This is a genomic window from Inhella proteolytica, from assembly GCF_016093275.1.
Lineage (GTDB): Bacteria > Pseudomonadota > Gammaproteobacteria > Burkholderiales > Burkholderiaceae_C > Inhella > Inhella proteolytica.
In genome coordinates this window covers 289,797-311,317 of the sequence record NZ_JAEDAK010000001.1, presented here as the reverse complement: position 1 = coordinate 311,317, position 21,521 = coordinate 289,797, and the positions used below count along the sequence as shown (strand labels likewise).

Here is a 21,521-nt window from a genome sequence, read left to right as displayed (position 1 = left end):
CGTTTGGCTTTTTGCTTGAGCATTTTCGTGATCACCCTGCGCAACCTCACCCTCCGCCGCGGCACCAAGATCGTGCTGGACGACGCCACCGTCACCCTGCAACCCGGGGAGCGCATCGGTCTGGTGGGCGCCAACGGCGCCGGCAAGTCCAGCCTGTTCGCCCTGCTGGCCGGGCGCCTGCAGGCCGACCGCGGTGACGCCGAGATGCCACCCACCTGGCGGCTTTCCGAGGTGGCGCAGCACCTGCCCGAAACCGAGCAGGGTGCCACCGACTTCGTGCTCGACGGCGACCTGACGCTGCTGAAGGCGCGCGAGCAGCTCGCGGCGGCCGAGGCCGCGCATGACGGCCTGAAGATGGCAGAGGCGCACGCCGCGCTGCAAGACGCCGGCAGCTTCGACGCCCGGCCACGCGCGCAAAGTCTGCTGCTGGGCCTGGGCTTCAAGGTGGACCAGCTGGATGCGCCGGTGAACAGCTTCTCCGGCGGCTGGCGCATGCGCCTGCAGCTGGCGCGCACGCTGATCAACCCGGCCGAGCTGATGCTGCTGGACGAACCCACCAACCACCTGGACCTGGACGCGCTGGTGTGGCTGGAAGGCTGGCTTTCGCGCTACCCCGGCACCCTGCTGGTGATCAGCCACGACCGCGAGTTCCTGGACGCCATCACCCGCGTGACCCTGCATCTGGAGCACGCCAAGCTGACTCGCTGGGGCGGCAACTACACCACCTTCGAGACCCTGCGCGCCCAGGCCCAGGTGCTGCAGCAGGCCAGCTTCGAAAAGCAGCAGGACCGCATCAAGCATCTGCAGCACTTCATCGACCGCTTCAAGGCCAAGGCCAGCAAGGCCAAGCAGGCGCAGAGCCGCGTCAAGGCACTGGAGCGCATGGAAAAGCTCGCCCCGGTGCTGGCCGCGGCCGACTTCGCCTTCGAGTTCCGCGAGCCCGCCAACCTGCCCAACCCGATGCTGGCGCTTTCCGACCTGGCCTGCGGCTATGGCGACACCGCCATCGTGCGCAAGATCGACCGCACCGTGTTGGCCGGCCAGCGCATCGGCATCCTGGGGGCGAACGGCCAGGGCAAGTCCACCGTGGTGAAGACGATTGCCCGCACCATGCCGCCCTTGAGCGGCAGCATCACCGAGGGCAAGGGCCTGACGATCGGCTACTTCGCCCAGCAGGAGCTGGACGTGCTGCGCCCCGAGGAGGGGCCGCTGGCGCATATGGTGCGGTTGGCCAAGGAAGTCAGCCCGCAGGCGCGTGAGCAGGAGCTGCGCGATTTCCTCGGTCAGTTCCGCTTCACCGGCGACATGGTGAGCCAGGAAGTGGGCTCCTTGAGCGGAGGCGAGAAGGCGCGCCTGGTGCTGGCCATGCTGGTGTGGCAGCGCCCCAACCTGCTGCTGCTGGACGAACCGACGAACCATCTGGACCTGCAGACGCGCGAGGCACTCTCCATCGCGCTGAACGAGTTCGAGGGCACGGTGATGCTCGTCAGCCACGACCGCGCGCTGCTGCGCGAGGTTTGCGACGAGTTCTGGCTGGTGGCCGATGGCGCGCTCAAGCCCTTCGACGGCGACCTGGACGACTACCAGCGCTGGCTCAATGAGCGCGCCCGCGAGGAGGCCAAGGCCCTGCGCGCGGCCGCCGCGCCCGCACCCAGCGCGGACGACGCCCCCGCCGCCAGCCAGCGCGAGGACCGCAAGGCCGCCGCCCAGGCGCGCGCAAAGCTGGCGGACCAGACGCGCCCGCTGCGCAAGGAGATCGAGGCCATCGACAAGAAGCTGGTGCAACTGGGCCAGGAGCGCGAAGGCCTGGAAGCCGAGCTGGCCACTGGCGCGCTGGACCCCGGCGCCATCGCCAATTGCGGCCGGCGCCTGAAGGTGATTGCCGACGAGACCGATGCGCTGGAGCTGCGCTGGCTGGAACTGAGCGAGCAGATCGAGGCCGCCACGGCCGCCGCCGGTCTGTGAGTGTCTGAGCAAGACCGCACGGATCGTGCGGTCTTGTCCCGCACTTGAATTGCGCACAATTCAATTGCCAACTACAGTTCGCCCCATGCCAGCCAAGCACCGCGCCAAGCCCAGCCCCGCCGCCACCGAGTGGCTGCGCCTGGACCGCCAGCTCTGCTTCGCGCTCTACTCCGGCTCGCTGGCCATGACCAAGCTCTACAAGCCCCTGCTGGCGCCGCTGGGCCTGACCTACCCGCAGTACCTGGTGATGCTGTTGCTGTGGGAACAGGACGAGCAGGCCGTGAGCCAGCTGGGCGAGCGCCTGGCGCTGGATTCCGGCACCCTGACCCCACTGCTCAAGCGGCTGGAAGCCGCAGGCCTGCTGGTGCGCAGCCGCGATGCCGCCGACGAACGCCGCGTGCTGGTGCGCCTCACGCCGGCCGGCCGGGCGCTGCAAACCAAGGCGCTGGACATTCCCCATCAACTGGCCTGCGCCAGCGCCTGTTCGCTGGACGAATTGCAGGCTTTGACGCAACGCCTGCATCAGCTGCGCGAAAAGCTGCTGCAGGCACAGATCCCCACCGCCGCCTGAACCCGGCAATCACCCTCAAAGGAAACACCATGGCTCTCGACAAAGTCGTCTACACCGCCCACGCCACCACCACCGGCGGCCGCAATGGCAAGTCCAGCACCGGCCCGCTGGAGCTGACGCTGGCCAAGCCGGTCGAAATGGGTGGCAATGGCCAGGGCACCAACCCCGAGCAACTGTTCGCGGCCGGCTACTCGGCCTGCTTCATGGGCGCCATGGGCGCCGTGGCCGGCAAGCTGGGCCTGGCCGTGCCGGCCGACGCCAAGATCGACGCCGAAGTGGACTTTGGCCCGAAGGGCGCCGGCTACGGCATTGGCGTGCGCATGGCGATCAGCCTGCCCGGCCTGGAGCGTGAGGCCGCCGAAAAGCTGGTGGCCACGGCCCACCAGGTCTGCCCCTACAGCAATGCCACGCGCGGCAACATTGACGTGGTGCTGACCGTCGTCTGAGCGCCCACCGCACCCCTGCAAAGGCGCCTGCGGGCGCCTTTCTTCATGGGCGGCATGACGTTCGTAACCCGGCACTGTTCCTCTCACGCCCCTTGGGGTGAACGGCCTATGGTGCGGGGCATGTATCTGCCCCGTCTCCTTCCTCTCGCCCTCGCCCTCTTCAGCTGCGCCGCCACGGCGCAAGACGCCAAGCCCAAGGCCTGGAACGTCAACCAGCCGCCGGGCCAGTCCCGCAACGTCGCCATCGATGTGCGCAGCGGCACCTGGATGAGCGTGGACGTCAGCCCCGATGGCAAGCAGGTGCTGTTCGACCTGCTGGGTGATCTGTACGTGCTGCCGATTGAGGGCGGCCAGGCCCAGGCGCTGACGCATTCGGTGGCCTGGGAGATGCAGGCCCGCTTCTCGCCCGACGGGCAGAAGATCGCCTTCATCAGCGACGCCGGCGGCGGCGACAACGTCTGGGTGATGAACCGCGACGGCAGCGGCGCCCAGGCCATCAGCACCGAGGATTACCGGCTGCTGAACAACCCGACCTGGCACCCGAGCGGCCAGTACATCGCCGCGCGCAAGCACTTCACCGGCACACGCTCAGCGGGCTCGGGCGAGATCTGGCTCTACCACCTGGACGGTGGCAAGGGCGTGCAGCTCAACGAGAAGCCGAACTGGCAGAAGGACCTGGGCGAGCCCGCACTCTCGCCCGATGGCCGCTACCTCTACTACTCGATGGACGCCACGCCCGGCCGCGTGTTTGAGTACAACAAGGACTCGAACAAGGAGATCTTCCGCATCGTGCGGCAGGACCTGCAGGACGGCACGAGCGAGCCCCTGGTCAGCGGCCCGGGTGGCGCCATCCGGCCCACGCCCTCGCCCGACGGTCGCTACCTGGCCTTCGTGCGCCGCCAGCGCTTGGAGCAGGACCAGGGTCAGTCCATGCTCTTCCTCAAGGACCTGCACAGCGGCCGCGAGTGGCCGGTATGGGGCCCGCTGGAGCGCGATCTGCAGGAGTCCTGGTCCTACTACGGCGTCTACCCCGCCTTTGCCTGGATGCCGGGCAGCAAGGAGTTGGTGCTGTGGGCGCGCGGCAAGCTGTGGCGGGTGGACCCGTTCAAGAGCGCGGCACGCGAGATCCCCTTCCAGGTGAAGGACACGCGTGAGATCCGCGAGTCCATCCGCTACGCCCAGGAGGTGGCCCCGCCCGAGTTCGATGTGCGCCAGCTGCGCTGGGTGCAGACCGCACCGGACGGCAAGCGCGTCGTCTACTCGGCGCTCGGGCACCTTTACCTGAAGGAGCTGCCGAACGGCATGCCGCGCCGCCTGACCCAGCAGAACGAGCATTTCGAACTGTTCCCGAGCTTCTCGCGCGACGGCCAGTCCATCGTCTACACCACCTGGAACGACGAGAAGCTCGGCCAGGTGCGCGTGCGCCACCTGGCCAGCGGGCGCGAAACGGTCGTCACCCAGGCGCCCGGCAAGTACCTGCACCCACGCCTTTCGCCTGATGGCCGCTCGGTCGTCTACCAGAAGGCCAAGGGCGGCTACCTCACCACGCCCTGGCAGGGCCTGGGCCAGGGCCTCTTCATGAGCCGGGTGGACGGCAGCGAGCTGCAGCAGCTCAGCAAGACCGGCCACAGCCCGCAATGGGGCGCGGACAGCAAGGCGGTGTTCTTCACGCGCTCGGGCGCCGTCAGCGAGGTGGACAGCGAGCACAAGCTGGTGCGCCTGGACCTGGCCACTCGCGAGGAAACTCCCATCGCCAAGGGCGAGTTCGCCTCCGAATTCACGGTCTCGCCCGATGGCCGCTGGCTGGGCTTCATCGAGCGCTTCCATACCTACATCACGCCCTTGCCGCAGACCGGCAAGCTGCTGACGGTGGGCTCCAAGATGGAGGCCCTGCCCGTCAAGCGCCTGGACGTGAACGCCGGTGAATCCCTGCACTGGTCGGGCGACAGCGCCACCCTGCACTACGCGCTGGGTGATGAGCTCTTCAGCGTGCCGCGCGCCGCCGCCTACGGCGCCGATTTCAAGCGCAGCGAGCAGGGGCTCAAGATCGGCTTCCGCCAGGCGGCCGATGCGCCGACCGGCCGCATCGCCTTCCGCGGCGCGCGCATCGTGACGATGCGGGGCGACGAGGTCATCGAGGACGGCGTGCTCGTCACCGAAGGCAAGCGCATCCTGGCCGTGGGCAAGGCGGCTGAGGTCAGCATTCCGGCCGGCACGCAGGTGATCGAGGTGCAGGGCAAGACGCTGATCCCCGGCCTGATCGACACCCACTGGCACGGCGCCATGGCGGAGAGCCAATTCATTCCGCAGCAGAGCTGGGTCAACTACGCCACGCTGGCCTTTGGCGTCACCACCCTGCACGACCCCAGCAACCGCACCTCAGACATCCTGACCGTCAGCGAAATGCAGCGTGTCGGCCAGCTGGTGGGGCCGCGCATCTTCAGTACCGGCACCATCCTGTACGGCGCCAAAGCGGATGTGACGGCTGTCATCAACAACTACGACGACGCCCTCACCCACCTCAAGCGCCTGAAGGCCGCCGGCGCCTTCAGTGTGAAGAGCTACAACCAGCCACGCCGCGAACAGCGCCAGCAGATCCTGGAAGCGGCACGCCAGACGAACATGATGGTGGTGCCAGAGGGCGCCTCGCTGTTCCAGCTCAATATGAACCAGCTGGTGGACGGCCACACCACGGTGGAGCATGCGCTGCCCGTGGCCGAGGTGTACGAGGACGTCAAGCAGCTGTGGTCCCAGACCGCCGTGGGCTACAACCCGACGCTCAATGTGGCCTATGGCGGCCTGGACGGCGAGCACTACTGGTACGCGCACACCGAGGTGTGGCGCCACCCCATCCTGAGCCGCTTCGTGCCGCGCTCGGTGCTGGAGCCGCGCAGCGTGCGCCGCCTCACCGCGCCCGAACAGGACTTCAATGTGCTGCGCGTGGCCCGCACCGCCACCGAGCTGCAGCGCGCCGGCGTGCGCACCAGCATCGGCGCGCACGGCCAGCGCGAGGGCCTGGGTGCGCACTGGGAGATGTGGATGCTGGGCCTGGGCGGCATGACCCCGCTGGAAGCCCTGCGCAGCGCCACGCTGAACCCGGCGCAGACACTCGGCCTGGACAAGGACATCGGTTCGCTGGAACCCGGCAAGCTGGCCGATGTGGTGGTGCTGGACGGCGATGTGCTCAAGGACATCCGCCAGAGCGACCGCATCGCCCAGGTGATGCTGGGCGGGCGCCTGTACGAGCTGCCCACCATGAACGAAATCGGCCACCGACCCAAGCCGCGCAAGCCCTTCTTCTTCGAGGGCCTGAGCGGCGAGCAGGGTCAGGTACCGGTGCACGAGGACGCACTTGACGATTCGATGGGGGTCGGCCATGTCTGTAAGCACTGAGACTCGTCTGAACCGGGCCGCCAGCGCGGCGGCCCTGGCCCTGCTGCTGCAAGCCTGCGGCGGAGGCGGCGGAGGGGGTGCGCCAACTCCCCCGCCACCGCCGCAGACGCTGCCGGGTCTGGACGATCCGAATGTCTACTCCGCGAACGCCAATGCCTCGCTGCCCGGCGCCACCGAGGCCGCGGCGGTCACCCAGCACAGCCTCAGCCTGGGTGGCCAGACCCTGAACTACCAGGCCACGGCCGGCCACCTGATCGCGCGCGAGATCGGCGCGGCGCAACGGCCGCAAGCAGCGGTGTTCTACGTCGCCTACACCTTGCCCGGCGCGAACGCGGCCACCCGGCCGGTCACCTTCTTCTACAACGGCGGCCCGGGCTCGGCCTCGGTCTGGCTGCAGTTGGGTTCCTTTGGCCCCAAGCGCCTGGTCAGCGGCGTACCCGAAACCACCGCCGCCCGCCCCTTCCCCCTGGTGGACAACGCCGACAGCCTGCTGGCACAGAGCGATCTGGTGTTCGTCAACGCGGTGGGCAGCGGCCGCTCGCAGGCCATCGCCCCGTTCACCAACCGCAGCTTCTGGGGCGTGAACGAGGACGCCAGCCTGTTCCGCGACTTCATTCGCCGTTATGTCGAGGTCAACGGCCGCCAGGCCTCACCCAAGTTCCTGTACGGCGAGAGCTATGGCGGGCCGCGCACCGCGGTGCTGGCGCGGCGACTGCAGGAGGCCAATCTGCCCATGGACGGGCTGGTGCTGCAAAGCCCGGCCATGGACTACAACAGCAATTGCGCCATCTTCGAGTTGCCGCGCGTCTCCTGCGCCGGCTACCTGCCCAGCTACGCCGCCGTGGGGGCCTGGCACCGGTTGAGCCAACAGGTGCCAACGGACCTCGACGCCTGGACCATCCAGGCGCGCCAGTTCGCCGCCCAGAGCTACGAACCGGCCGCGCAAGCCTTCCTGACCGGCGGCAGCACCACCCCGGCACTGTGGCCGCAGCTGGCCAACCTGACCGGCCTGGGCGCCAACCACTGGCAGGCGCAGTTCAACCTACCGCCGACCTACTACCGCGAGAACCTGCTGCCCGGCCAGCTGATCGGCCGCTACGACGGCCGCATGCTGGCCCCGGTGGGCAGCGCCCTGGCCGCCGAGGGCGACCCCTCCAGCACCTGGATCGGCAGCAGCTTCGCCAGCGCCATCAACACCCACCTGAGCAACGATCTGCAGTACCGCAATGGCTCGACCTATGTGCTGCTCAGCAATGCCATCCAGGTCTGGAACTTCAGCTACGGCGGCCGCGACTTGCCGGACACCATCCCCGACCTGGCCTGGACCCTGCAGCAGAACCCGCGTCTGCGCGTGCTTGCCATCAGCGGCTATCACGACCTGGCCACACCGTTCTACCGAACCGAGCAGGACCTGGCGCGCCTGAACAGCAACCGCGTGCAGGTGCGCAACTACCCCGGCGGCCACATGAGCTTCCTGGACGACGCCACCCGGGTGCGCCAGAAGGCCGATCTGGTGAGCTTCTACGCCGAAGTGCTGGCCGCGCGCGGTGCGGCGGCCGGCAGCGGGCCGCAGCGCCAGGCCTCCGCCGCCGCGCCGCAGCGCCCCTACCCGGACCAGGCCGGTGCCCTGCCCCTGCCGGGCTTCAAGCGGGCCACGCCGGAGCCGGAGTTCCAGGCGCCGATGCGAGATCCGTGGGTGCCACCGCGCGCCAACCTCACAGCCCCGGTCAAAGCACCCGATTGACAGCCGCGTGCCAGGCCGCCATGCGCTCGGCGGCCTGCGCCCGCGCCATCTGCGGCTCGAAGCGTCGCCCCGCACTCGAAGCCGGTGCGAGCGTCACCCCAGCCTGCGCCGCAGCCAAGGCCGCTGCGCCGTAAGCGGTGCTTTCCACCACCGCCGGCCGCCACACTGGCACGCCCAGCAGATCGGCCTGCCATTGCATTAAGAGGTCGTTGGCGCTGGCGCCGCCGTCCACGCGCAGCTCGCTCAAGGCGATGCCGGCAGCGCTGGCGTCCTTCACCATCGCCTCCAGCACGTCGGCGCTCTGGAAGGCGATCGATTCAAGGGCCGCTCGTGCGATCTGCGCCTGGCCGCTGCCGCGTGTCAGGCCCAGGATGGCGCCGCGCGCCTCGGCGTTCCAGTACGGCGCACCCAGGCCGGTGAAGGCGGGCACGACGATGACGCCGCCGCTGTCGGGCACCGAACGGGCCAGGGTCTCGACCTCGGCGCTGCTCGCGAACATCTTCAGGCCGTCGCGCAGCCACTGCACCACGGCACCGCCCATGAAGACGCTGCCCTCCAACGCGAACTGGGGCTGCGCGCCGGTCTGGGCCGCACGCGTGGTCAGCAGGCCGTGCTCGGACGGCAGCGCGCGCTCGCCGGTGTGCATGAGCAGGAAGCAGCCGGTGCCATAGGTGTTCTTGGCCTGACCCGGCTGGGTGCAGCCCTGGCCGAAGAGCGCGGCCTGCTGGTCGCCGGCCACGCCGCCAATAGCGATGGAGCCCCCCAGCAAGCTGGTGTGGCCGTAGTCGGCGGCGGAGGGGCGGATTTCGGGCAGCAAGGCCCGCGGGATGCCAAAGAGGCGCAGCAGCTCCTCGTCCCAGGCGCCGCTGTGCAGGTTCATCAGCAGGGTGCGGCTGGCGTTCGTCACATCGGTGGCGTGCACGCGGCCTTCGGTCAGGCGCCAGAGCAGCCAGCTGTCGACGGTGCCAACGGCCAGCTCGCCGCGCTCGGCACGCGCGCGCCAGTCGGGGTGCTGCTGCAACCACCAGGCGATCTTGGTGGCGCTGAAGTAGGGGTCGAGCGTCAGGCCGGTGTGCTGGCGCACGAAGTCCAGGTGCCCGGCCTCGCGCAGGGCCTGGCAGGCGGCGGCGGTACGGCGGTCCTGCCAGACGATGGCGCGCGTCAGGGCCTTGCCGCTGGCGCGCTCCCACAGCACCACGGTCTCGCGCTGGTTGGTCAGGCCGATGGCCGCCACATCGGCCGGGCGCCGGCCGGCCAGGGCCTGGCGGGCGGTGTCCAGCTGGGTGGCCCAGATGGCCTCGGGATCGTGCTCGACCCAGCCGGGCTGTGGGAAGTGCTGCTCGAAGGGCTGCTGGGCCTGCGCCTGGATCCGGCCCTGCAGGTCAAAGAGCAGCGCGCGTGAACTGGTAGTGCCTTGGTCAAGCGCCAGCACATGGGTCATGACGAACTCCTCAATAGCCGTTGGGGTTCATGGATTGCCAGCGCCAGGCGTCGGCGCACATCTGTTCCAGGGTGTGCGTGGCCTGCCAGCCCAGCTCGGCCTGGGCCTTGGCGGGGTCGGCCCAGCTTTGCGCGGCGTCGCCCGGGCGACGTGGGGCGACGTGGTGGGCGATCGGCTTGCCGGCAGCGGCCTCGAAGGCGCGCAGCACCTCCAGCACCGAGTGGCCCCGGCCGGTGCCGAGGTTGAAGGTGTGCATGCCCGCCTTGCCATGCACATGGCGCAGCGCGGCCAGGTGGCCGGCGGCCAGGTCCATCACATGGATGTAATCGCGCACGCCGGTGCCGTCGACGGTGGGGTAATCGTTGCCGAACACGGCCAGCGATTCGCGCCGGCCCACGGCTACCTGGGCGATGAAGGGCATCAGGTTGTTGGGGATGCCCTGCGGGTCCTCGCCCATGCGGCCGCTGGGGTGGGCGCCCACGGGGTTGAAGTAGCGCAGCGCACACAGGCTCATGCCACTGCCCGGCGCGGCGGCCAGGTCGGTGAGGATCTGCTCGACCATCAGCTTGCTGCGGCCGTAGGGGTTGGTGGTGCCGGTGGGGGCGTCCTCGCGCAGCGGCATGGTCTCGGCCATGCCGTAGACGGTGGCCGAGCTGCTGAACACCAGGGTGCCCACGCCTTCGTCGCGCATCGCGGCCAGCAGGCTCAAGCTGCCCTGGACGTTGTTGTCGAAGTATTCGAGCGGCTTCTCCACCGACTCCCCCACCGCCTTCAGGCCGGCGAAATGCATCACCGCCTCGATGCCGACATCGCGCAGCACGCGGCGCAGCAAGGCGCCGTCGCGCACGTCCCCTTCCACCAGCGCCGGCTTGCGGCCGCACAGCTCCGCCACGCGCTCAAGGGCCACCGGCGAGCTGTTACTGAAGTTGTCCAGCACCACCGGCTGGTGGCCGGCCTCGATCAGCTGCAGGGTGGTGATGGAGCCGATGAAACCGGCGCCGCCGGTGACGAGCACGCGCATGAAGGACTTCCTTCTCGTTCTGGGGATTGCGATTGTGCGAGCGGCCGATTCCGCGCCGATGCGGGGCGCACAATCCCGCCCCGCCATGAACGTGATCATCCTTGACGATTACCAGGACGCCGTGCGCAAGCTGCACTGCGCCACCAAGCTTGAGGTCGAGGGCATCCAGGCCAAGGTGTTCACGAACACCGTCAAGGGCATCGGCCAGCTGGCCGTGCGCCTGCGCGACGCCGATGTGCTGGTGCTCATCCGCGAACGCACCGCCTTCCCCCGCCAGCTGCTGGAAAAGCTGCCCCGGCTCAAGCTGATCGCCCAGACCGGCCGGGTGGGCTCGCACATCGACGTCGAGGCCTGCACCCGCCTCGGCATTGCCGTGGCCGAGGGCGTGGGCTCGCCCCATGCGCCGGCGGAGCTGACCTGGGCGCTCATCATGGCCGCCATGCGGCGCCTGCCGCAGTACATCGGCAACCTCAAGCACGGCGCCTGGCAGCAAAGCGGCCTGAAGTCGGCCTCGATGCCGCCCAACTTCGGCATCGGCCTGCTGCTGCAGGGCAAAACCCTGGGCATCTGGGGCTACGGCAAGATCGGCCAGCTGCTGGCCGGCTACGGCAAGGCCTTTGGCATGCAGGTGCTGGTGTGGGGCAGCGAAGCCTCGCGGCTGAAGGCCATGGCCGATGGCTACCAGGCGGCCGAAAGCCGTGAGGCCTTCTTCGCCGGCTGCGACGTGCTGAGCCTGCACCTGCGCCTGAACGAGGCCACGCGCGGCCTGGTGACGCTGGAAGACTTTGGGCTGATGAAGCCCAGTGCGTTGTTCGTCAACACCTCGCGCGCCGAGTTGGTGGCCGAGAACGCGCTGGTGGCGGCGCTGAACCGGGGCCGCCCCGGCATGGCGGCGGTGGATGTGTTCGAGAGCGAGCCCATCCTGCAAGGCCACCCGCTGCTGCGCCTGGAGAACGCCGTCTGCACCCCGCACATCGGCTATGTGGAGCAGGCCAGCTACGAGCTGTACTTCGGCGCCGCGTTCGACAACGTCGTCGCCTTCCTGCGCGGGCAGCCGCAGAACCTGGTGAACCCGGACGCGCTGAAGGTCAGCCGGTGAACGCACCGCGCTCGCCCTGGCACTTGGCCTGGGTGTGCAACCGCCTGGCCCTGCAGGGCTTCGGCGGCATCCTGGCGGTGGCCCAGCATGAATTCGTCGAGCGCGAGCGCTGGCTGAGCGATGCCGAGTTCCTGGAGCTGATGGCCGCCGCCCAGGTCCTGCCCGGCCCCAACGTCATCAACCTGGCCATCATGCTCGGCCAGCGCCACTTCGGCTGGCGCGGCGTGTTGGCGGTGCTGGGCGGCATGCTGCTGGTGCCGGGCCTGCTGGTGATCGCGCTGGCGGCGCTGGCCAGCCAGCAACTGCACCGCCCCGAGGTACAGGGGGCGTTGCGCGGCATGGGCCTGGTGGCTGCCGGCCTGTTGCTGGGCGCGAGCTGGAAGCTGGCGCTGCCGCTGCGCCGCTCCCCCCTGGGGCCCTGGGCCGTGGCGGCGCTCGCTGCAGCCGGCCTGCTGCTCAGCGCCTGGCTGCGCTGGCCGCTGGTGGCGGTGGTGCTGCTGGTGGGCGGGCTGGGCATGGCCTGGGCGGCGCACCAGGCGCGGCGCCCATGAGCTGGGGCGAGCTGGCGGCCGTGGCCGGGCAGTTCGCCCTGCTCTCGCTGCTGTCGATCGGCGGCGTCAACGCCATCCTGGCCGACTCCCAGCGCATCCTGGTGCTGCAGCGCGGTTGGCTGGACGAAGCCGGCTTCGCGCAGGCCGTGGCTCTGGGCCAGGCGGCGCCAGGCCCGAACATCATGGTGGTGGGGGTGCTGGGCTGGATGGCCGCCGGGCCGGCCGGCCTGCTGGCCTGCCTGGGCGGGGTGTTGCTGCCCTCCACCCTGCTGGTGTGGCGCTACGCGCGTTGGGCCGAGGCCAACCGCCAGCACCCGCTGCTGCAGGCCTTCCAGCGCGGCTGCGCGCCGCTGGTGCTGGGGCTTTCGCTATCCGGCGCCTGGGTGCTGGTACAGCCCTACACGCAGGCCGGCTGGCCCGCCTGGGCGCTGGTCGCCGGGGTGGCGCTGGGCAGCGCGCGCAGCAAGCTGCCGCCGCTGGCCTGGTTGGGGCTCGGCGCCGCGGGCGGGGTGTTCGGGCTCTGGTGACTTAGCGGCGCTTCAGGGCCGCAGCTGCAGGCGGTGCAGCGGCGCACCCGGCAGCAGCGGCCCGAAACGCCCGGCCGCCCAGTCGGCGTGGTCGCTCAGGTAGAAGGGCGAGAGCGGGTGGCCGCTGGGCCCGCCGGGCATGGCGAACAGGCCGCGTGCTTCCTCGCCCGGCGCCACCACCAGGCGTTCGCTGGCGCCAAAGCTGCGCGCCTGGGCCCGTGGGGTCAGGGTGTCGCCCACCATCGGCTGGGGCGGTGCGTCCAAGTGGCGGCCCAGCCAGGCCGGCAGCGCGGCGCTCAAGGGGTGGCGCACGCGGATGCTTTCCGTCTCGCCCCAGCGCGCATCGGCCAGCCGGCCGTGGCGCTGCTGCAAGCGCTCCATCTCCGCATCCACCAGCGCCAGCAGCTCCGGCAAGCCGCTGCGCCAGGCCGCGGGCTGTTCCTCGTAGAGGCGCAGCACGGGTTCATCCCAGCGCGGGTTCAGGGCGGCCAGGCTGAAGTCCTTGGCATCGCCACCCGCTTGGGGCAACGACGGGGCCAGCGCCTGATTGAAGGCCTCCAGCGCGGCCGTGCGCAGGCCGCGCACCAGGGTGTAGGCCACGGCATCGGGGCGGGCCTGCAGGGGCGCGTCGATCAGGCGCCGGTACTCGGCGCGCGCCGAATCGGGTGCAGCGGCGTCCAGGCGGCGCAGCAGCAGCGCCTGCCAGCGCTGCAGCATGGGGGCCTGGTCGTCCAGCGCGATGGCGGCCAGGGCCGCTTCGTCGGGGTGGTCGAGTGCGCGCAGGCGCTCGCGCACGCGGGCGGCGCGGCCCGGAGCGCCGTAGCCGCCATCCCCCAGGCGCTCGAAGCCGGCTCCGCCCAGATGGCGGTGGTTGGCGCTCCAGAGCCGGCCATCCGCCGGGTCCTGCAGCTGCGGGTGAGGCCCCTCGCCCAGCAGCGGGCCGGCCGGCGTCCAGGCCAGGTGGCCCTGACGGTCCACCAGCAGCTGGTTCTGCGTCGGCATGCCCAGCCGCGGGGCCAAGGCCAGGGCGGTCGGCACATCGGCGGCGTCTTCCAGCGCCAGCAGCTGCAGATTGACGGCGTCGGGCCGGTAGGCCTGCCAGCGCCGCACATGGGGGCGGCCATCCAGGCGCTCCACCGGCCCCCAGGGCGAGCTCTCCAGCTCCAGCGCTTGCGGTGCACTGCCGGCCACGGTCAGGGTGTGGGTCTGGCGCTGCAGCGGCGCCTCGCGGCCGTCCGGCCCGCGCCAGCGTCCGTCGCCCGCGGGCTCCAGGGGCAGCAGCTCGAAGGAGCGCACATAGCTGTTGGTGAAACCCCAGGCGATCTGGCCCGTGCTGCCCACCACCAGTGCGGGCATGCCCGGCAGCGTCACTCCCACCCAGCGGCGCTCGCGGCCATCGGCGCCGCGCCAATGCAGGGCCATGCGGTACCAGGTGTTGGGCAGCCCCAGGCTCAGATGCATGTCATTGGCCAACAGGCCGGGCTGACCGGGGCGGCGTGCGCCCCCCACGGCCCAGGCGTTGGAGCCGACCTGGCCGGCCTCCCCTGCCATCTGTTGGCGCGGCGCAGCGCCCTGCCCCCAGCCAGGCGGTGGCGCCGGAATCGGGCCGCGCTGCGCAAAGGCCACGCCGTCCAGCGGGGCGTCCAGCTCGGGGATGCCGGGCGCGAGCAGGAAGTCAGCCAGCGGCGCGCCAAGGCGCTCGCGCAGCGCCATGCGCCCCCGCAGCTGGCCCAGCTGGTCGGCCTGCAGATTCAGGTACATCGCGTAGACCGCGAGCAGGCTGTCCACCGGCTGCCAGGGGGCCGGCGCCTGGCGCAGCAGCCAGTACTCGGGCGGGCGCGCGCCGAGCGATTGCAGCCCCCGGTTCACCCCCGCCGCATAGGCCTGCAGAAGGCCCTGTTCCGCGGGCGAGAGCGCCGCGTAGGCCTGCTCGGCCCGCGCCCGAAAGCCGTGGCCGCGCGTGGCCCGGTCGATCTTCAGGCCGGGCGCGCCCACCAGGGCGGCCATTTCGCCGGCGGCGGCACGGCGCAGGGTGTCCATCTGGAAGAAGCGGTCCTGCCCATGGGCCACGCCGATGCCGTAGGCAGCATCGCTCCGGTTCGCCGCATGCACGCTGGCGGTACCGCGCGCATCGCGCTGCAGCTCCACCGGTGCCGCCAGGCCCGGCGCCGGCAGCTCACCCTGCAGCGGCGGCAGGCTGGCGCGCAGCAGCAGCCAGATGGCCAGCAGCGCGGCCAGCAGCAACAGGGCCAGCGCGGCCAGGCCGCGTGCCAGCCAGCGCCGCGTCATTCCTTGGTGCCGAAGATCTTGTCGCCCGCGTCGCCCAGGCCCGGGATGATGTAGCCCTGCTCATTGAGGTGGCTGTCGATCGCCGCCGTCCAGCAGCGCACCTCGGGGTGGGCCTTGTGCATCGCCGCCACGCCTTCCGGCGCGGCCACCAGCACCAGGGCGCGGATGTCCTTGCAGCCGCGCGCCTTCAGCAGGTCGATGGTGGCGATCATGGAGCCGGCCGTGGCCAGCATGGGGTCGATGATGAGCGCGGTGCGCTCGTCCAGCTGGCCGACGAAACGCTCGAAGTAATTCACCGGCTTGAGCGTTTCATGATCCCGCGCGAGGCCGACGACCGAGACCTTGGCGTTGGGCAGGATGTCGAGCACGCCGTCCAGCATCCCCAGGCCGGCGCGCAGGATGGGCACCACGGTGACCTTGCGGCCGGCGATCTGGTCGACCTCGGTCGGGCCGCTCCAGCACTCCAGGGTCACTTTCTCGGTCGGGAAATCGGCAGTGGCCTCATAGGCCAGCAGACGCGCCACTTCCTGGGTCAGCTCGCGGAACTTCTTGGTCGAGATGTCGGCCTCGCGCAGCAGACCGACCTTGTGTTTGACGAGCGGGTGGGTGACGGCGATCACGGGCATGGCTTCAACCTCTCTGGCGCAGGGATTCGTACAGGCAGATGCCGGCCGCGACCGACACGTTCAGCGATTCGACCGCGCCACGCATGGGAATGCTGACCAGGCGGTCGCAGGTCTTGGCGGTGAGCTGGCGCAGGCCCTTGCCCTCGGCGCCCAGCACCCAGGCCAGCGGGCCGGCCAGCGGCGCCGCGTAGATGGAGGACTCGGCCTGGTCGGAGGTGCCGACGCAGACGATGTCGCGCTCCTTCAGCTCGCCCAGCGTGCGGGCTAGGTTCGTCACCATCAAGTAGGGCACCGATTCGGCCGCGCCGCTGGCCACCTTCGCCACCGTGGCGTTCAGGCCCACGGCATGGTCGCGCGGGGCAATCACCGCATGCGCGCCCGCACCATCGGCCACGCGCAGGCAGGCGCCCAGGTTGTGCGGGTCGGTCACGCCGTCCAGCACCAGCAGCAGCGGCTGCTCACCACGCGCCTGCACCTCGTCGAGCAGGTCGTCGAGCGAGTGCTGCTGTTTCAGTGCCTCCACCTTGGCCACCACGCCCTGGTGGCGGTCGGTGCGGGCCAGGCGGTCCAGCTGCAGGGGCTCGGTCTCGGCCACCTTGATGCCGGCCTCGGCGGCACGCGCCAGCAGGCCCTTCATGCGGGCATCGCGGCGGCTGGCGTCGAACAGGATCAGCTCGATGCTGGCCGGGGCGATCTTCAATCGCGTGCTGAGGGCGTGAAAGCCGAACAGCACGCTGCGGGGTTTTTCGGTCATGGGGGGATGCTACGGGCCGGCGGCCCGGGTGGCATGGATGAAAGCCAGCACGACGCCGATCAGGACGGGCTGGTGCAGCAGATAAAAGCTCAGCGGCCATTGCCCCAGGCGCACCAATCCCAGCGGCGCGCTGCCCTGCAGCCAGTGGCGCAGGCCCGCACTGCGCGCCGCCGCCAGGCCCAGCAGCAGCGGGGCCAGCCAAGGCAGCAGGGGCACATAGTCTTCGGTGATGGGCTTGCGCGTCACCAGGCCCAGCCAGTTGGTCCAGCGGCTGTCAAACAGCGGGTGCTGCAGCCATGCGGGGGCCAGGGCACAGGCCAGGGCCAGGGCCAGCAGGGCCGCGGTGTGCAGGCGCGCAGCCCCCCAGCGCGCCAACGGCAGCATCAGCGCGAAGGCGTGCAGCACACCGAAGCTGATCCAGGAACGCGGAAACATCAGGGCCGAGCCGGCGCTCACCAGGGCCGCCGCGGCAGCAATCTGCGCCCAGCGGCGCCAGAAACGCGCGGCCGGCTGGCCGGCCTGCAGGGCCAGGCCCTGCCCCAGGCCGGCCCAGAACAGAAAGCCCGACAGGATGGCGGTGCGCTGGGTGGTCCACAGCGCGTCTGTGTAGAAATTGGCGTCCAACAGGCGGAAATGCGCCAAATCGAAACAGAAATGGAAGGCGGCCATCCATAGCATCCAGCCGGCGCGCAGGGCGTCGAGTCGTGCAAAGCGGGGGGTGCTGGCCATGGGGGGCGGCATTGTGCCCCTGTACATTGCGCTGCCCAAAGGGGGACCCCGTGGAACTGGCCGACTTTCAACACCTGGTACGCGTCAGCGAGCAGGACTGCGCTGCCGATGCCAAACGCTACCGACGCGCCGTGGCCTGGTTTTCCAGCCTGGGCTATTTGTGGGTACTGGGCTGCGCGCTGCTCGGCCTGGCCCTGCTGTACTGGAGCTGGCAGCGCTACAGCAGCGGGCATGGCCGCTGGAACCTGATCTTTCTGGTGCTGGCGGGCGGGAGCCTGCTGCTCACCAGCGTGCAGGCGCTGTGGCTTCGCCTGCAGCCGCCGCCGGGCGAACCCATCACGCCCGAGCAGGCGCCCGAGCTGTTCGAAGGCCTGGAACGCATCCGCAAGGCCATCAAGGGCCCGCGCATCCACCGCGTGCTTGTGAATGCCGAGTTCAACGCCTGCATCGTGCAGATCCCGCGCTGGGGCCTGCTGGGCCGGCCCGAGAACCACCTGGTCATCGGGCTGCCTCTGCTGTATGCGCTGGAGCGGCGGCGCGCCCTGGCCGTGCTGGCACATGAATACGGCCACCTGCGCGGCGGCCACGGCAGCTTCAGCGCCTGGATCTACCGCACCCGCATGGCCTGGCAGCGCCTGGCCGAGCGCCTGGAGCACGACGACGGCCTGGTGGCCGCCGCCAGCCGGCGCTTCTTCGCCTGGTATGCGCCGCGCTTCGTGGCCAAGAGCTTTGCGCTCGCGCGCCAGGACGAATACGAGGCCGACAAAGTGGCGCAGAAGCTGCTGGGCGCCGAGGTGATGGAGGCGGCGCTCAAGGAGATCGAGATCAAGGGCGCCTGGCTGGCCTCCGAGTTCTGGCCCTGGCACTGGCGCCGCGCGCAGCGCCACGAGCAGCCCAAGGGGCCGATGCATGCGCTCAAGCGCAAATTGCACGAAGCGCCGGAGCCGCGCTTCGCACAATCCGCCCTGGAGCAGGCCTGGCGCCGCCTGGCCCAGGTGGACGACACCCACCCGGCGCTGCGCGAGCGCATCGAGGCCCTGCAGCCGCAGGCGCTGCGCACCCTGCCGAACTGGTCGCGCGATTCCGCGCTCAAGCTGCTGACCCGCGAAACCGCCGAGCAGCTGGCCGAGCGCTTCGATGCCCAGTGGCAGCACGACAACGCGGCCGACTGGAAGCTCTACCGCCAGGACCTGCTGCGCTGGGCCGCACGGCGCGACGCCCTGCTGCAGCAGCCCGACCGCAGCCCCGATGAGCAGGTGGAGTTGGCGCGCCTGAGCCTCCGCCTGGACCCTGAGACCGATGTGCGCGGCCCCTATTTCGCCGCCCTGGCCGCCGCACCCGATCACGCCGAGGCCCTGCGCGGCCTGGCCCTGGCCCTGCAGGACAGCGACCGCGAGCAAAGCCTGGCGATCGACCAGCATCTGTACGAAACCGGCCCGGCGCAGCGCTGGTGGGCGGCGCGCCATGCGGTAGGGCTGCTGGAACACCCGGTGGACGACGTCGAGACCCTGAAGCGCTGGCGTCAGCGCCTGGCCGAGGCCAGCGCGGTGGAAGACGAGGCCTGGCGCGACCTGATGGAGAGCGACTGGCTGCAGCACAGCCGCCCACCGGACCTGAGCGAGTTCGAGACCGAGGACCTGGTGCACGCGCTGCGCCGCGAGACCGCCATCGCCGGCGCCTGGATCTGCTGCAAGACCGTCAAGGCCTTCCCCTGGCGGCGCTGCTACTTGCTGGTGCTGGACCTGCCGCATTGCGATGCCGCCGAGGCCCAGCAGCTGAGCCAGCAGTTGGTGCGCCACCTGCCCTTGCCCGGCCCCTGCCTGATCGGCGCGGTGCAGTTCGGGATCGATCCCCACCAGGCGCCGCTGCAGGCGTTGAAGATCCGCTAGGGCCTGTTAACACTGCGGGGAGCCAGCGCGTTGCCATCCAAAATGGGCGCCAACGAGGCGCGAAACGAGGCCGGGGCGGTTCCCCCGGCGAGGCTTCGCAACGATGTGGGCGCCCTTTTTGGTGGCAACCCGCAGGGAAAGGGCCTGGCCGGCCGGCTTCCGTCGTTGCCCGGCTCGCCCAGGCGGCCAGCCTGGGCGTTCGCCGTGCGCCTAGGCTGCCAGCCGGCCACGCCCTTTCGCGCGGCTTCCCGCAGTGTTAACAGGCCCTGTCCGCCATGAGCCCCGCCCTCGTTGAATCGCTTGAGATCCGGCTGCGCCCGGTGCAGGCCGGCCAGATCGCCGGCTGGCTGCGCCGCGGCTGGCAGGACTTCTGCGCCTGCCCCCTGGCCGGCCTGCTGCATGGCGCCGCCATGGCGGCCTTTGGCCTGGCCCTGCTGGCGCTGGCGGGCAACCGCTTCTGGCTGCTGGCCGGCGCCTTCAGCGGCTTCCTGCTGGTGGCGCCGGTGGCGGCCACGGGCCTTTACGCCATCAGCCGGGCGCGCGCGCGCGGCCAGCCGGCGGGGCTGGCCGTGGCGCTGCGCATGTGGATCCCCAACAAGCCGGTGCTGATCGGCTTCGGCCTGCTGCTGGCGCTGGCCGGCACCGGCTGGGTGCTGACCTCGGCCGCGCTGATCACCGCCTTCGCTCCTGGCCCGGTGGACAGCCCGAGAGACTTCCTGCAGTTGGTGGTGCTGGCCCGCGAAGGCCATCTGTTCGAGCTCTGGATGGCGCTGGGCGCGCTGCTGGCCGCGCCGGTGTATGCCAGTTCGGTGGTCTCCATCCCCCTGCTGCTCGACCGCCGCGTGGGCCTTTGGAGCGCCGTGCTCACCAGCTGGCGCGTGGTGCTGGCCGCTCCCGGCGTGCTGGGTCTGTGGGCGGCACTGCTGGTGCTGCTGAGCCTGTTGGCCATGCTGCCCCTGCTGCTGGGCCTGCTGGTGCTGGCCCCCTGGCTGGCACATGCCAGCTGGCATGCCTACACCGAGCTGGTGGACGCCAGCGCCTTGGCCGAGAGACGCTGATGGGCGGCTACACCGAGGCGGAAATCGCCCAGTTCGGCCTCACCTTCGGGGTGAGCGCCTTCATGCTCTACATGGTCTTCATCATTGCCCAGCTGGCGCGTGAGTCGAAGGCTGGCAAGTTCGGCACCTTCGTGCTCTTCCTGGCCCTGGGCTTCGGCCTGCTGGGCTTTGCCATCAAGGGCGTCATCAAATGGATCCTGGGTGGCGAGTGACTTGAGTTCGCCGCCATCAGCCCCACCTCACGCATCCCCTTTCCTGACCCGCCCTCGCATGACCGCGCCCACCCGCCCCCTGCGCCGCGCCCTCTTCCCTGCCCTGCTCTCCCTGACCCTGCTGGGCGGCATCGCCGCCAGCGGCCTGATTCCCGGGTTGGCGCTGGGGCGGGCCGACGTGCAGCCGCGCGCCGTCACGCCGCGCGGCCCGCTGGAGGCGGACGAACTCGGCAACATCCGCGTCTTCAAGACGATTTCGCCCTCGGTGGTGCACATCACCACCACCGCGGTGCAGCGCGACTTCTTTGCCCGCCCGGTTGGCGAGGTGCCGCGTGGCACGGGCTCGGGCTTTGTCTGGGACGAGCAGGGCCATGTGGTGACGAATTTCCACGTCATCCAGGGCGCGGAAGGCGTCAAGGTCACGCTGGCCGACCAGACCGAGCTGCCGGCCAAGTTCGTTGGCGCCTTCCCGGATCGCGACCTGGCCGTGTTGAAGGTCGATCTGCCCGCCAACAAGCACCCGCCCATTCCGATCGGCAGCAGCCGCGAGCTGGTGGTGGGGCAAAAGGTCTATGCCATCGGCAACCCCTTCGGCCTGGACTTCACTCTCACCACCGGCATCGTCTCGGCGCTGAACCGCGAGATCGAGTCGGTGACGCGCCGCGCCATTCGCGGCGCCATCCAGACGGACGCGGCCATCAACCCCGGCAATTCCGGCGGTCCGTTGCTCGACTCCGCCGGGCGGCTGATCGGCGTCAACACCGCCATTTATTCGCCCAGCGGCGCCAGCGCCGGCATCGGCTTCGCCATTCCGGTGGACGAGGTGAACCGCATCGTGCCGCGCCTGATCCGCGACGGCCGCTTCGTGCGGCCGGTGCTCGGCATCACGCCGCTGGACGAGCGCTGGACCCAGGCCCTGCAGCGCCGCATGGGCCTGCCCAAGGGCGTGGCCCTCGTGGGCGTGGCACCCGGCGGGCCGGCTGCACGCGCCGGCCTGCGGCCCTTCACGCAGAACCGCCAGGGGGCCATCGAGCCGGGCGACGTCATCACCGCGGTCAACGACGCCGCCGTGGACGACTTCGACGACCTGCTGACCGAACTGGAAAAGCGCCAGGCCGGCGACACCGTGCGCCTGACGGTGTGGCGCGAGGGCCGCAACCGCAGCTTGAGCGTGGTCGTGCGCGCCGGCGATTGAGGCCGGCACAG

General features: G+C 70.5%; 18 protein-coding genes. 12 read left to right on the top strand and 6 right to left on the bottom strand.

Annotation, left to right across the window (positions count from 1 at the left end; translation table 11 throughout):
- Positions 1 to 27 precede the first annotated feature (27 nt).
- From I7X39_RS01360 to I7X39_RS01340, 5 genes are all read left to right on the top strand, one after another.
- Complete coding sequence (locus I7X39_RS01360; protein WP_198109399.1) at positions 28 to 1,965, top strand: ABC-F family ATP-binding cassette domain-containing protein; 1,938 nt, start codon at positions 28 to 30, stop codon at positions 1,963 to 1,965.
- An 85-nt stretch (positions 1,966 to 2,050) separates the two neighbouring features.
- Positions 2,051 to 2,536: a MarR family winged helix-turn-helix transcriptional regulator gene (locus I7X39_RS01355; protein WP_198109152.1), complete on the top strand. Its 486-nt coding sequence runs from the start codon at positions 2,051 to 2,053 to the stop codon at positions 2,534 to 2,536.
- Positions 2,537 to 2,565: 29 nt separating this feature from the next.
- The gene (locus I7X39_RS01350; RefSeq protein ID WP_198109151.1) at positions 2,566 to 2,982 is read left to right on the top strand and encodes an organic hydroperoxide resistance protein; all 417 of its coding nucleotides are present in this window, start codon (positions 2,566 to 2,568) and stop codon (positions 2,980 to 2,982) included.
- A gap of 120 nt (positions 2,983 to 3,102) precedes the next feature.
- Positions 3,103 to 6,375 carry an amidohydrolase family protein gene (locus tag I7X39_RS01345; protein WP_198109150.1) on the top strand — a complete coding sequence of 1,091 codons (3,273 nt, stop codon included), beginning with the start codon at positions 3,103 to 3,105 and terminating at the stop codon, positions 6,373 to 6,375.
- Positions 6,359 to 8,119 (top strand): S10 family peptidase, encoded by a 1,761-nt coding sequence (locus tag I7X39_RS01340; protein WP_198109149.1) that lies wholly within the window; start codon positions 6,359 to 6,361, stop codon positions 8,117 to 8,119. Before I7X39_RS01345 ends, I7X39_RS01340 begins: the two co-directional genes overlap by 17 nt.
- On the opposite strand, the gene glpK is transcribed toward I7X39_RS01340, so the two are convergent.
- Together glpK and galE are read right to left on the bottom strand one after the other, a co-directional pair.
- Complete coding sequence (gene glpK, locus I7X39_RS01335) at positions 8,103 to 9,560, bottom strand: glycerol kinase GlpK (RefSeq protein WP_198109148.1); 1,458 nt, start codon at positions 9,558 to 9,560, stop codon at positions 8,103 to 8,105. The genes I7X39_RS01340 and glpK overlap by 17 nt on opposite strands.
- A gap of 10 nt (positions 9,561 to 9,570) precedes the next feature.
- Positions 9,571 to 10,581, bottom strand: coding sequence for a UDP-glucose 4-epimerase GalE (gene galE / locus I7X39_RS01330; protein WP_198109147.1), 1,011 nt, complete (start codon positions 10,579 to 10,581; stop codon positions 9,571 to 9,573).
- An 85-nt stretch (positions 10,582 to 10,666) separates the two neighbouring features.
- Between galE and I7X39_RS01325 the strand changes: the two genes are divergently transcribed.
- Genes I7X39_RS01325 through I7X39_RS01315 form a run of 3 tightly spaced genes read left to right on the top strand, consistent with a single transcriptional unit; the run spans position 10,667 to position 12,758 of the window.
- Complete coding sequence (locus tag I7X39_RS01325; protein WP_198109146.1) at positions 10,667 to 11,680, top strand: D-2-hydroxyacid dehydrogenase family protein; 1,014 nt, start codon at positions 10,667 to 10,669, stop codon at positions 11,678 to 11,680.
- Positions 11,677 to 12,231, top strand: a complete 555-nt coding sequence (locus tag I7X39_RS01320) for a chromate transporter (RefSeq protein WP_198109145.1) — start codon at positions 11,677 to 11,679, stop codon at positions 12,229 to 12,231. Before I7X39_RS01325 ends, I7X39_RS01320 begins: the two co-directional genes overlap by 4 nt.
- A complete protein-coding gene (locus I7X39_RS01315) occupies positions 12,228 to 12,758 on the top strand; it encodes a chromate transporter (protein WP_198109144.1) in 531 nt (176 codons plus the stop codon). The genes I7X39_RS01320 and I7X39_RS01315 overlap by 4 nt, the downstream gene beginning before the upstream one ends.
- A 12-nt stretch (positions 12,759 to 12,770) precedes the next feature.
- Here I7X39_RS01315 and I7X39_RS01310 read toward each other — a convergent pair whose 3' ends face one another.
- The 4 genes from I7X39_RS01310 to I7X39_RS01295 are packed head-to-tail and all read right to left on the bottom strand — an operon-like array spanning position 12,771 to position 17,156.
- Complete coding sequence (locus I7X39_RS01310; protein ID WP_198109143.1) at positions 12,771 to 15,047, bottom strand: penicillin acylase family protein; 2,277 nt, start codon at positions 15,045 to 15,047, stop codon at positions 12,771 to 12,773.
- Entirely contained in the window at positions 15,044 to 15,673 is a 630-nt protein-coding gene (gene upp / locus I7X39_RS01305) for a uracil phosphoribosyltransferase (protein ID WP_198109142.1), read from the bottom strand. Before upp ends, I7X39_RS01310 begins: the two co-directional genes overlap by 4 nt.
- A gap of 4 nt (positions 15,674 to 15,677) precedes the next feature.
- Entirely contained in the window at positions 15,678 to 16,427 is a 750-nt protein-coding gene (gene rlmB / locus I7X39_RS01300; protein ID WP_198109141.1) for a 23S rRNA (guanosine(2251)-2'-O)-methyltransferase RlmB, read from the bottom strand.
- Between the two features lie 9 nt (positions 16,428 to 16,436).
- Complete coding sequence (locus I7X39_RS01295) at positions 16,437 to 17,156, bottom strand: acetyltransferase domain-containing protein (RefSeq protein ID WP_232351629.1); 720 nt, start codon at positions 17,154 to 17,156, stop codon at positions 16,437 to 16,439.
- A gap of 50 nt (positions 17,157 to 17,206) precedes the next feature.
- Here I7X39_RS01295 and I7X39_RS01290 point away from each other — a divergent pair, with 50 nt between their 5' ends.
- The 4 genes from I7X39_RS01290 to I7X39_RS01275 all read left to right on the top strand — a co-directional run bounded on the left by I7X39_RS01290 (position 17,207) and on the right by I7X39_RS01275 (position 21,510).
- Entirely contained in the window at positions 17,207 to 19,045 is a 1,839-nt protein-coding gene (locus tag I7X39_RS01290; RefSeq protein WP_198109139.1) for a M48 family metallopeptidase, read from the top strand.
- A 275-nt stretch (positions 19,046 to 19,320) separates the two neighbouring features.
- Positions 19,321 to 20,103 (top strand): DUF2189 domain-containing protein, encoded by a 783-nt coding sequence (locus tag I7X39_RS01285; protein WP_198109138.1) that lies wholly within the window; start codon positions 19,321 to 19,323, stop codon positions 20,101 to 20,103.
- The gene (locus I7X39_RS01280) at positions 20,103 to 20,315 is read left to right on the top strand and encodes a DUF2788 domain-containing protein (RefSeq protein ID WP_198109137.1); all 213 of its coding nucleotides are present in this window, start codon (positions 20,103 to 20,105) and stop codon (positions 20,313 to 20,315) included. Before I7X39_RS01285 ends, I7X39_RS01280 begins: the two co-directional genes overlap by 1 nt.
- 58 nt (positions 20,316 to 20,373) lie before the next feature.
- Positions 20,374 to 21,510, top strand: coding sequence for a S1C family serine protease (locus I7X39_RS01275; RefSeq protein WP_198109136.1), 1,137 nt, complete (start codon positions 20,374 to 20,376; stop codon positions 21,508 to 21,510).
- Positions 21,511 to 21,521: the final 11 nt, after the last annotated feature.